This is a genomic window from Pseudomonas edaphica (assembly GCF_005863185.1).
Classification (GTDB): Bacteria; Pseudomonadota; Gammaproteobacteria; order Pseudomonadales; family Pseudomonadaceae; genus Aquipseudomonas; species Aquipseudomonas edaphica.
The window spans coordinates 1-9269 of sequence record NZ_VBVZ01000224.1; the positions used below are offsets into that span (position 1 = coordinate 1).

At 58.8% G+C, this 9269-nt stretch carries 13 protein-coding genes; all 13 read left to right on the top strand.

Annotation, left to right across the window (positions count from 1 at the left end; genetic code table 11):
- A partial coding sequence (locus FEM54_RS16115) for an Rrf2 family transcriptional regulator (RefSeq protein ID WP_138451877.1) occupies nt 1-452 on the top strand: 452 nt, incomplete at its 5' end.
- 50 nt (nt 453-502) lie between these two features.
- On the top strand, nt 503-1717 hold the full coding sequence (locus FEM54_RS16120; RefSeq protein WP_017135944.1) for an IscS subfamily cysteine desulfurase: 1215 nt from the start codon (nt 503-505) through the stop codon (nt 1715-1717).
- 99 nt (nt 1718-1816) lie between these two features.
- The gene (iscU, locus tag FEM54_RS16125) at nt 1817-2203 is read left to right on the top strand and encodes a Fe-S cluster assembly scaffold IscU (protein WP_003175965.1); all 387 of its coding nucleotides are present in this window, start codon (nt 1817-1819) and stop codon (nt 2201-2203) included.
- Nucleotides 2204-2231: 28 nt separating this feature from the next.
- A complete protein-coding gene (iscA, locus tag FEM54_RS16130; protein WP_003209680.1) occupies nt 2232-2555 on the top strand; it encodes an iron-sulfur cluster assembly protein IscA in 324 nt (107 codons plus the stop codon).
- An 8-nt stretch (nt 2556-2563) separates the two neighbouring features.
- Nucleotides 2564-3085 (top strand): co-chaperone HscB, encoded by a 522-nt coding sequence (hscB, locus tag FEM54_RS16135; protein WP_017135945.1) that lies wholly within the window; start codon nt 2564-2566, stop codon nt 3083-3085.
- 51 nt (nt 3086-3136) lie between these two features.
- Nucleotides 3137-4999 carry a Fe-S protein assembly chaperone HscA gene (hscA, locus tag FEM54_RS16140; protein ID WP_138451879.1) on the top strand — a complete coding sequence of 621 codons (1863 nt, stop codon included), beginning with the start codon at nt 3137-3139 and terminating at the stop codon, nt 4997-4999.
- Between the two features lie 3 nt (nt 5000-5002).
- Nucleotides 5003-5344 carry an ISC system 2Fe-2S type ferredoxin gene (fdx, locus tag FEM54_RS16145; protein WP_015885743.1) on the top strand — a complete coding sequence of 114 codons (342 nt, stop codon included), beginning with the start codon at nt 5003-5005 and terminating at the stop codon, nt 5342-5344.
- A gap of 14 nt (nt 5345-5358) precedes the next feature.
- Nucleotides 5359-5562: a Fe-S cluster assembly protein IscX gene (iscX, locus tag FEM54_RS16150; protein ID WP_017135947.1), complete on the top strand. Its 204-nt coding sequence runs from the start codon at nt 5359-5361 to the stop codon at nt 5560-5562.
- Nucleotides 5563-5654: 92 nt separating this feature from the next.
- Nucleotides 5655-6080, top strand: coding sequence for a nucleoside-diphosphate kinase (ndk, locus tag FEM54_RS16155; protein ID WP_003175956.1), 426 nt, complete (start codon nt 5655-5657; stop codon nt 6078-6080).
- A gap of 29 nt (nt 6081-6109) precedes the next feature.
- Nucleotides 6110-7258, top strand: coding sequence for a dual-specificity RNA methyltransferase RlmN (rlmN, locus tag FEM54_RS16160; RefSeq protein ID WP_017135948.1), 1149 nt, complete (start codon nt 6110-6112; stop codon nt 7256-7258).
- Nucleotides 7259-7270: 12 nt separating this feature from the next.
- A complete protein-coding gene (pilW, locus tag FEM54_RS16165) occupies nt 7271-8029 on the top strand; it encodes a type IV pilus biogenesis/stability protein PilW (RefSeq protein WP_017135949.1) in 759 nt (252 codons plus the stop codon).
- Nucleotides 8029-9030: a RodZ domain-containing protein gene (locus FEM54_RS16170; protein WP_138451881.1), complete on the top strand. Its 1002-nt coding sequence runs from the start codon at nt 8029-8031 to the stop codon at nt 9028-9030. Before pilW ends, FEM54_RS16170 begins: the two co-directional genes overlap by 1 nt.
- A gap of 2 nt (nt 9031-9032) precedes the next feature.
- Nucleotides 9033-9269 (top strand): flavodoxin-dependent (E)-4-hydroxy-3-methylbut-2-enyl-diphosphate synthase (locus FEM54_RS16175; RefSeq protein ID WP_171045851.1); only part of this gene is annotated, 237 nt, incomplete at its 3' end.

Sequence of the window (9269 nt, forward strand, 5' to 3'; positions counted from 1 at the left end):
TGCTTGACCTGGCCTTGCACGCGCAAACTGGGCCGGTGTCCCTGGCCGATATCTCCGAGCGCCAAGGCATTTCCCTGTCCTACCTCGAGCAGCTGTTCGCCAAATTGCGCCGTAGCAACTTGGTTTCCAGCGTGCGTGGGCCAGGTGGCGGTTATCAATTGTCCCGCGATATGCAGGGCATTCAGGTAGCTCAGGTGATCGACGCGGTGAACGAATCCGTCGATGCCACCAAATGCCAGGGTTTGGGTGACTGCCATGCCGGCGACACCTGCCTGACCCACCACTTGTGGTGTGACTTGAGCCTGCAGATCCATGAGTTTTTGAGTGGTATCAGCTTGGCTGATCTTGTGACTCGCCGTGAGGTGCAAGAAGTAGCCCAGCGTCAGGACCAGCGCCGTTGCAACACCAAGGCGCCGCGTCTGGACAAGATTGAAGCGTCCGCCGTCGAGTGACAGCCGAAGAGCTAACGGCACGCCAGCCAGCCTGATTTAGGAGAAAGTCCATGAAATTGCCGATTTACCTTGATTACTCAGCGACCACCCCGGTTGATCCGCGTGTCGCGCAAAAGATGAGCGAATGCCTGCTGGTTGACGGAAACTTCGGTAACCCAGCCTCCCGTTCCCACGTATTCGGCTGGAAAGCCGAGGAAGCGGTCGAGAACGCTCGTCGCCAAGTCGCCGACCTGGTGGGCGCCGACCCACGGGAAATCGTCTGGACCTCCGGTGCTACCGAATCCGACAACCTGGCAATCAAGGGCGCGGCGCATTTCTACGCGACCAAGGGCAAGCACCTGATCACCACCAAGATTGAGCACAAGGCTGTCCTCGACACCATGCGCCAACTGGAGCGTGAAGGTTTCGAGGTTACCTACCTTGAACCAACCACCGACGGTATCGTCACGCCGGCCATGATCGAAGCGGCCCTGCGTGAAGACACCATCCTGGTTTCCGTGATTCACGTGAATAACGAAATCGGCACCATCAACGACATCGCAGCCATTGGCGAGCTGACTCGCTCCAAAGGCATCCTGCTGCACGTCGACGCTGCTCAGTCCACCGGCAAGGTCGACATCGACCTGTCCAAGCTGAAAGTCGACCTGATGTCGTTCTCTGCCCACAAGACTTACGGCCCTAAAGGCATCGGCGCGCTGTACGTGAGCCGCAAGCCTCGGGTGCGCATCGAAGCCACCATGCACGGCGGCGGTCACGAGCGCGGCATGCGTTCCGGCACCCTGGCGACTCACCAGATCGTCGGCATGGGCGAAGCCTTCCGTGTAGCCAAAGAAGACATGGCTGCCGAAAACATCCGTATCAAGGCGCTGAGCGATCGCTTCTACAAGCAGGTCGAGAACCTTGAAGAGCTGTACATCAATGGCAGCATGACCGCCCGTGTACCGCACAACCTGAATTTGAGCTTCAACTACGTCGAAGGCGAGTCGCTGATCATGGCGCTCAAGGACCTGGCGGTTTCGTCCGGTTCGGCCTGCACCTCGGCTTCCCTTGAGCCTTCGTACGTTCTGCGCGCCCTGGGCCGCAACGACGAACTGGCACACAGCTCGATCCGCTTTACGTTCGGCCGTTTCACCACCGAAGAGCAAGTCGACTACGCCGCGCAGAAAGTCTGCGAAGCCGTCAACAAGCTGCGCGTTCTGTCGCCGCTGTGGGACATGTACAAAGACGGTGTCGATATCTCCAAGATCGAGTGGGCGGCACACTAACTATAGAAGCCGCCACCCAAGCTCTGTAAGAACGTGGCGGAAAACGCAGGCGTTTTTACAGGGTTCCAGAGCGGCCCTGATGAGTGAGGATTCAGTACCATGGCTTACAGCGAAAAGGTCATCGACCACTACGAAAACCCGCGCAACGTCGGCAAGATGAACGCGGAAGACCCTGATGTCGGCACTGGCATGGTCGGCGCTCCGGCGTGCGGCGATGTGATGCGCCTGCAGATCAAGGTCAACGACGCTGGCGTTATCGAAGACGCCAAGTTCAAGACTTACGGCTGCGGTTCCGCCATTGCCTCAAGCTCCCTCGCTACCGAGTGGATGAAAGGCAAGACCCTGGATGAGGCTGTCACCATCAGCAACACCCAGTTGGCCGAAGAACTGGCCCTGCCGCCAGTGAAAATTCACTGCTCGGTACTCGCCGAAGACGCCATCAAGGCGGCCGTTCGCGACTACAAGCAGAAGAAAGGCTTGATCTAAGCATTTGGCGACGAGTAAGGAGTCAACGATGGCTATCAGCATGACAGAAGCGGCTGCGCAGCACATTCGCCGCTCCCTGAATGGGCGCGGTAAAGGTGAGGGGATTCGTCTGGGTGTTCGCACCACGGGCTGTTCCGGCCTTGCCTACGTGCTGGAGTTTGTCGACGAGGTGGTTGAAGAGGACCAGGTGTTCGAAAGTCACGGCGAGAAAGTGATCATCGACCCTAAAAGCCTGACCTACCTGGACGGCACCGAACTCGATTTCGTCAAGGAAGGGTTGAACGAAGGCTTCAAGTTCAACAACCCCAACGTGCGCGGTGAATGTGGCTGCGGCGAAAGCTTCAACATCTGAGGCTATTCGTGGGTACTCCTTGTCATTTCGCTTTATTCGAGCTGCAGCCGAGCTTTCGGCTGGACCTTGAGCAGCTTGCCACGCGCTACCGAGAGTTGGCGCGTGGGGTGCATCCGGACCGCTTTGCTGACGCTTCCGAGCGTGAGCAGCGCCTGGCGCTGGAGCAATCGGCCAGCCTCAACGAAGCCTATCAGACGCTGAAAAACCCGCCCAAACGCGCGCGCTACCTGCTCGCGTTGAACGGTGGTGAGTTGCCGATCGAAGTGACGGTGCACGACCCGGACTTCCTGATGCAGCAGATGCAGTGGCGCGAAGAACTCGAAGACTTGCAGGACGAGGCTGATATAGCCGGTGTCGCGGTCTTCAAGCGTCGTCTGAAAACGGCCCAGGATGAGCTCAATGAAAGCTTCGCAGCCTGTTGGGATGATGCAGCGCAACGTGAACAGGCCGAACGCCTGATGCGGCGCATGCAGTTCCTCGACAAGCTCACCTACGAAGTGCGCCAGCTAGAAGAGCGCCTCGACGATTAACCCAGTGCTGCCCGTGATGCACGCCTGATAGACAGATAAGACCTGATTACCATGGCCCTACTGCAAATCGCCGAACCCGGCCAAAGCCCTCAACCACACCAGCGTCGCCTGGCGGTCGGGATTGACCTGGGCACCACCAATTCCCTGGTTGCTGCCTTGCGCAGCGGCCTGTCCGAGCCGTTGCCCGACGCTAATGGCCAGGTGATCCTGCCCTCCGCTGTGCGTTATCACGCTGATCGCACTGAAGTCGGTGAGTCGGCCAAGCTGGCAGCGTCCAGTGACCCGTTGAATACCGTGCTGTCGGTTAAACGCTTGATGGGTCGCGGTCTTTCCGACGTCAAGCAATTGGGCGACCAGCTGCCGTACCGCTTTGTTGGCGGCGAATCCCATATGCCGTTCATCGACACCGTCCAAGGCCCGAAAAGCCCGGTTGAAGTGTCGGCCGATATCCTCAAGGTGCTGCGCCTGCGCGCAGAAAATACCTTGGGCGGCGAACTGGTCGGCGCAGTGATCACCGTTCCTGCCTATTTCGATGACGCACAGCGTCAAGCCACCAAGGACGCCGCGAAGCTTGCGGGCCTGAACGTGTTGCGCTTGCTCAACGAGCCGACCGCAGCGGCGGTGGCCTATGGCCTGGATCAGCACGCTGAAGGCCTGGTGGCTATTTATGACCTGGGCGGTGGTACTTTTGATATTTCGATTCTGCGCCTGACCGGCGGTGTGTTTGAAGTACTGGCCACCGGGGGCGACAGCGCCTTGGGCGGCGATGACTTTGACCATGCCATTGCAGGCTGGATCATCACCAGCGCTGGCTTGTCGGCTGATCTGGACCCGGGCGCGCAGCGTAATCTGCTGCAAACTGCCTGTGCGGCCAAGGAAGCACTGACTGACGCTGATTCTGTTGAAGTTTCCTACGGTAACTGGTCGGCTCAACTGACTCGCGAAGCCTTTGATGCGCTGATCGAACCGATGGTCGCTCGCAGCCTCAAGGCGTGCCGTAGGGCTGTACGTGATTCCGGTATCGAGCTGGAAGACGTGGCCGCAGTGGTCATGGTCGGCGGTTCGACGCGCGTCCCACGCGTTCGCGAAGCGGTTGCCGAAGCTTTCGGTCGCCAGCCACTGACAGAAATCGACCCGGACCAAGTAGTCGCCATCGGAGCTGCTATCCAGGCCGACACGCTTGCCGGTAACAAGCGCGAGGGTGGCGAACTGCTGCTGCTCGACGTGATCCCGCTTTCTTTGGGGTTGGAAACCATGGGCGGCCTGATGGAGAAGGTGATTCCACGCAACACCACCATCCCCGTCGCACGCGCCCAGGATTTCACCACGTACAAAGATGGCCAGACGGCCATGATGATTCATGTGCTGCAAGGCGAGCGCGAACTGATCAGCGACTGCCGCTCCCTGGCGCGCTTTGAATTGCGCGGCATCCCGGCGATGGTGGCCGGTGCGGCGAAAATTCGCGTGACCTTTCAGGTCGACGCCGATGGCCTGCTCAGCGTAGCAGCGCGTGAATTGGCCTCGGGCGTTGAAGCCAGCATTCAGGTCAAGCCGTCCTACGGCCTCACCGACGGCGAAATCGCCAAGATGCTCAAGGATTCGTTCCAATATGCCGGTGACGACAAGGTCGCCCGCGTGCTGCGCGAGCAGCAAGTCGATGCCCAGCGCCTGCTCGAAGCTGTGCAGGGCGCCCTGGAAGCCGACGGCGAGCGTCTGCTGGATGCTGAAGAGCGCATGGTTATCGACCTGCAAATGCAGGAACTGGCCGAACTGATGAAAGGCAACGATGGTTACGCCATCGAGCAGCAGACCAAGCGCCTGTCGCAAGTGACTGATGCTTTTGCCGCCCGCCGCATGGATCAGACGGTGAAAGCCGCACTGGCCGGGCGCAACCTGAATGAAATCGAGGAATAATTAATGCCGCAGGTCATTTTTCTGCCACACGCCGAGCATTGCCCGGACGGTATGGTTGTGGAGGCTGAGACCGGCAAGTCCATCCTCGAGGTTGCCCATGACAACCACATCGAGATCGAAAGCGCCTGCGGCGGTGTCTGCGCCTGCACGACCTGCCACTGCGTGATTCGCGAAGGTTTCAACTCTCTCGAAGAAGCGGACGAGCTGGAAGAGGACTTTCTGGATCGCGCCTGGGGCCTTGAGGCGACTTCTCGCCTAAGCTGTCAGGCAAAGGTCGGCACGGAAGACATTACCGTCGAAATTCCGAAATATTCCCTCAACCATGCAGCCGAAGCGCCGCATTGATTCAAGGAAATGTCATGAGCCTGAAATGGGTTGATGTACAAGAAATCGCTATACAACTTGCTGAAGCTCATCCTGAGGTCAATCCTCTTACCGTGAACTTCGTCAAATTGCGCGACCTCGTAATGGCGCTGCCGGAATTCGACGACATTCCTGACCGGGGTGGCGAAAAGGTCCTGGAGGCGATTCAGGGTCTGTGGATCGAAGAAGCAGACGACTGAGCCGACTTTTTACGCAGTTAGGCAATACCTAATAACCCGCGTATAATTCGCGGGTTTAATTTTTCGTAAATTACCGTTTCTGGAGTTACACCATGGCTGTTCAACGTACTTTCTCCATCATCAAGCCTGACGCTGTTGCAAAAAACGTCATCGGCGAGATCACCACTCGTTTCGAAAAAGCCGGCCTGAAGGTTGTAGCTTCGAAACTCAAGCAACTGTCCAAAGCTGAAGCTGAAGGCTTCTACGCTGAGCACAGCGCTCGTGGCTTCTTCGGCGACCTGGTTGCCTTCATGATCTCCGGCCCTGTTGTTGTTCAGGTTCTGGAAGGCGAAAACGCTATCGCTCTGAACCGCGAGCTGATGGGCGCTACCAACCCTAAAGAAGCCGCTGCCGGCACTATCCGTGCTGACTTCGCTGAGTCCATCGACGCCAACGCTGTTCACGGTTCGGACTCCGAAGCCGCTGCTGCTCGCGAAATCTCGTACTTTTTCGCTGCTACTGAAGTAACCGCTCGCTAAGCATCGGCTTAAAGAGTGAGGGTGAATCCATGACTACATCGACTGTTAAAACCAACCTGCTGGGTCTGACTCAACAGGAAATGGAAAAATTCTTCGACTCAATCGGGGAGAAGCGTTTCCGTGCCGGTCAGGTAATGAAGTGGATTCACCACTTTGGTGTCGACGATTTCGACGCCATGACGAACGTCAGCAAGGCCCTGCGCGACAAGCTCAAGGCCATTGCTGAGGTCCGTGGTCCCGAGGTTGTCAGCGAGGACATCTCCACCGACGGCACCCGTAAGTGGGTGGTGCGCGTGGCGTCCGGCAGCTGCGTCGAGACCGTCTACATTCCCCAGGGCAAGCGCGGCACTTTGTGCGTTTCGTCCCAGGCAGGCTGTGCCCTGGACTGCAGTTTCTGCTCCACCGGCAAGCAAGGCTTCAATAGCAACCTCACCGCCGCCGAAGTCATCGGCCAGGTGTGGATTGCCAACAAATCCTTTGGCAGCGTCCCGGCAACCGTCGACCGTGCCATCACCAACGTGGTGATGATGGGCATGGGTGAGCCGCTGCTGAACTTCGACAACGTCGTTGCCGCCATGCATTTGATGATGGACGACCTCGGCTACGGCATCTCCAAGCGCCGTGTGACCCTGTCGACTTCCGGCGTGGTGCCGATGATCGATGAGCTGGCCAAGCACATCGACGTCTCCCTGGCGCTGTCGTTGCACGCACCGAATGACGCATTGCGTAACCAATTGGTGCCGATCAACAAGAAGTATCCGCTTAAGATGCTGCTCGAATCTTGCCAGCGTTACATGGCGACCCTGGGCGAAAAGCGTGTGTTGACCATTGAGTACACCATGCTCAAGGACATCAACGACAAAGTTGAGCACGCGGTCGAAATGATCGAACTGCTCAAGAACACCCCGTGCAAGATCAACCTGATTCCGTTTAACCCGTTTCCCCATTCTGGCTACGAGCGGCCGAGCAACAACGCCATCCGTCGTTTCCAGGATCAACTGCACCAGGCCGGATACAACGTTACTGTGCGCACCACCCGTGGTGAAGACATCGACGCCGCCTGTGGCCAACTGGTCGGGCAAGTGATGGATCGCACCCGCCGCAGTGAGCGTTATATCGCCGTGCGCGAACTTAACGCCGCCGAAGATTTGCCGCAAATTGCTGTGAATCGAATCTGAGAGAGGACCTCTATGCCCTTGCGCCTTGCGCTGCTGTTGCTTTTTACCGGTCTCGCGGCCGGTTGTGTTTCATCGGGCCATGACAGCCCCATGCAAACCGGCAAAGGCCGTGACGAGGCGCGAATTGCCTATGTGCAATTGGGCTTGGGTTATCTGCGCCAGGGCATGAGCGAACAGGCCAAGGTGCCGTTGAAAAAAGCCCTTGAGCTGGACGGCGACGACGCCGATGCCAATGCCGCACTGGCGCTGGTATTCCAGGCCCAGGCCGAGCCGGAACTGGCCGACGCGTATTTTCACAAGGCCCTGGCCGCACGTCCTGCCGACCCGCGGCTGCTGAACAACTACGGCAGTTTTCTGTTTGCGCAGCAACGTTACGACCAGGCGTCCCGCTATTTCCAGCAAGCCAGTACCGATACCCTTTATCCTGAGCGTTCGCGAGTATTCGAAAACCTTGGGGTGACCTCGATACGCCTTGGCCTGCGCGACAGCGGTCGTCAGCAACTGGAAAAAGCCCTGCACCTGAACAATCGCCAGCCACGGGCTTTACTCGAAATGGCTGAGTTGTCTTACGAAGACAGGCATTATGTGCCGGCACGTGACTTTTACGAGCGTTTTAGCCTGCTCAGCGGGCAAAATGCACGTAGTCTATTGCTCGGTGTGCGCCTGGCGACGGTTCATGAAGAACGCGACACGGCCGCACAGTTTGGCCAGCAACTCGAACGACTCTATCCCGGTACGCCGGAATATCAGCAATACCTGTCGGAGCAATGATGAAAGCGGCGCACCCGGAAGTTGTAGCAGCTAATCGCGTAAACCCAGGCGAGACCTTGCGTCAGGCCCGCGAAAGCAATGGTTGGTCGCTGGCAGAAGTGGCCCTCAAGCTCAATTTGACCGCCACATCCCTGGGCAACCTGGAAGCCGGCGCGTTCGACAAGCTGCCTGGGCATACTTTTGCCCGCGGCTATATCCGCGCCTATGCAAAGTTGCTGGGCATCGACCAGGCGGTACTGGTCCAGGAATTTGACCAGTTCACCGGCACCGATTCCCAGGGCAGCAATGTGCATGGCCTGGGCCGCATCGAGGAGCCGGTACGGGTTTCCCACACTATTTTGCGGATTGTCAGCCTGTTGCTGCTGATTGCCGTAGTGGGTGGCGGTTTCGTCTGGTGGCAAGACCAGGCCTCCCAACGCACCAAAGACCTTACCAGCAACGCCATGGAGCACGTCGAAGTCGAAAGCGCCGACGGCACCACCCAGATTCACCCGCTGGATGAGCCGGAAGACCAGGCGGTTGCCCAAGGGCAGGCCGCCTCGGAAGCGCCGGCTACCACCGAGCAACCGACTCCGGAAGCGGGCACTGCACCTGCAGCCACCGCTGCTGTGCCGGCTCCAACCGTACCGGCTGCCCCGGTTGCCCAGGCGCATACGCCAGCTGCTCCGGCTGCTCCGGCGCAGGCCCCAGCGACTAACGCACCAGTGGCCCCGGCCCCGGCCGCGATTTCGCCTCCCACCACCCCGGCATTGATCGCCGGCGACGGGCATATCAAGATTACCTTCATCGCTGACTGCTGGACGCAAGTCACCGATGGCAATGGCAAAGTGCTGTTTAGCGGTCTGAAGCGTAAGGGAGATACGCTTGACCAAGGCGGCAAGCCTCCTTTGACGCTGCGTCTGGGCTTTGCCCGTGGCGCGCAAGTGGCCTACAACGGCCAGCCTGTGGACGTGGCGCCGTTCACCAGTGGCGAGACCGCTCGCCTCAAGTTGGGACAATAGTCATGCACGGCGAATCTCCAATCAAACGTCGCGTATCGCGCAAGATCTGGGTCGGCTCCGTACCGGTAGGTGGCGATGCCCCTATCGCAGTGCAGAGCATGACCAACAGCGACACCAATGATGTTGCCGCCACAGTCGCCCAGATCAACCGTCTGGAAGCCGCCGGTGTGGACATCGTGCGCGTATCCGTACCGGACATGGACGCTGCCGAGGCCTTTGGCCGCATCAAGCAACTGGTC